General features: G+C 70.6%; 1 protein-coding gene. It reads left to right on the forward strand.

What is annotated here, in order from left to right:
* Positions 1 to 1,062: dolichyl-phosphate-mannose--protein mannosyltransferase (locus tag ACFY3L_RS32370; RefSeq protein ID WP_389332581.1), on the forward strand; the 1,062-nt coding region annotated here is incomplete at its 5' end.
* Positions 1,063 to 1,350: the final 288 nt, after the last annotated feature.

Raw genomic sequence — 1,350 nt, forward strand, 5'->3', positions numbered from 1 at the left:
GACGGCATGCACTTCGTCCTCTCGCGGGCGGCGCTGCTGGACATCTTCCTCATGTTCTGGATCGTGGTCGCCTTCTACTTCCTGGTCCTGGACCGTTCCCACCGCCGCGCCAAGTGGCTGGCCGCGCTGGAGTCCGGCTCCTCCCGCGTGCGGCTCGGCGTCCCGTGGTACCGGCTGGCCTGCGCCGTCTCGCTCGGGCTCGCGGCGGGCGTCAAGTGGAGCGCCCTCTGGTACATCCTGCTCTTCGCCGCCGCGATCGTCGTCTTCGACGCCGGCACCCGCCGCACCGCGGGCGTCCCGCACTATGTCCGCACCGCGCTGCTGCGCGACGGCCGGTGGCTCCTCGTGTTCGGCGCGCTCATCCTCGTGACCTACCTCGCCACCTGGACGGGTTGGTTCGCCTCCGACGACGGCTATTACCGGCACTGGTACGCGCAGGCGAACGGCCTCGCCAGCGACCGCCTCATCGACCCGCTGGTCAACCTGTGGCACTACCACCAGGAGGCGTACGGCTTCCACACCACCCTGCACGAACCGCACCCCTACCAGTCCTGGCCGTGGCAGTGGCTGCTGCTGGGCCGCCCCGTCAGCATGTACGTGAACACCGACGGCCCCTGCGACGCCAGCAGCTGCGTCTCCCAGGTGCTGCTGCTCGGCACCCCGGTCCTGTGGTGGTCGTTCCTGCCCGCGCTGCTCGCCCTCGCCTGGCTCGCGATCGCCCGCCGCGACGGCCGGGCCTGGCTCATCCTGGCCTGCTCCCTGGCCGGCATCGTCCCCTGGTTCCAGTCCATGCCGGCCCACCGCACGATGTTCTACTTCTACGCCCTGCCCGCCGAGCCCTTCCTGGTCCTCGCCGTGGTGTACGTGCTGGGCGCCATCATCGGCCCGCCCCGCCACGCCAACCCCACCAGCGACCACCGCCTGATCGGCTCGATCGTCGCCGGCGCGTACGTCACCCTGGTCGCCATCTGCTTCGCCTACTTCTACCCCATCTACAGCGCCACCATGATCACCAACGCCGAGTGGCTCTCCCGCATGTGGTTGGGCTCCCGCTGGATGTAACCCACCCACCTGGTTCTTCCAGCCAGACGACCGCCACCACCCCGGCAACCGCGCTCCCCTCGCCCACGGCCACCTCAGCGTTGCGCCCCCTGCCCACGACTCGGCCCGTGATCCTCCGGACGTGATTACCCCCGGCCCACGGTCACTTGGACCCACGCCTACCTCGGCTTGTGATCGCCCCCGGCCCACGGCTACCTCAGCTTGTAACCGCCCCGGCCCACGGCCGCCCCGGCCCGTGACCGTTGCCCGGCACGCTGTCACCCGGCACGCGGTCATGCAGGCGCGGTC

Origin of the sequence: Dactylosporangium sp. NPDC000521 (assembly GCF_042898305.1) — a bacterium.
In the GTDB taxonomy this organism is placed as follows: domain Bacteria; phylum Actinomycetota; class Actinomycetes; order Mycobacteriales; family Micromonosporaceae; genus Dactylosporangium.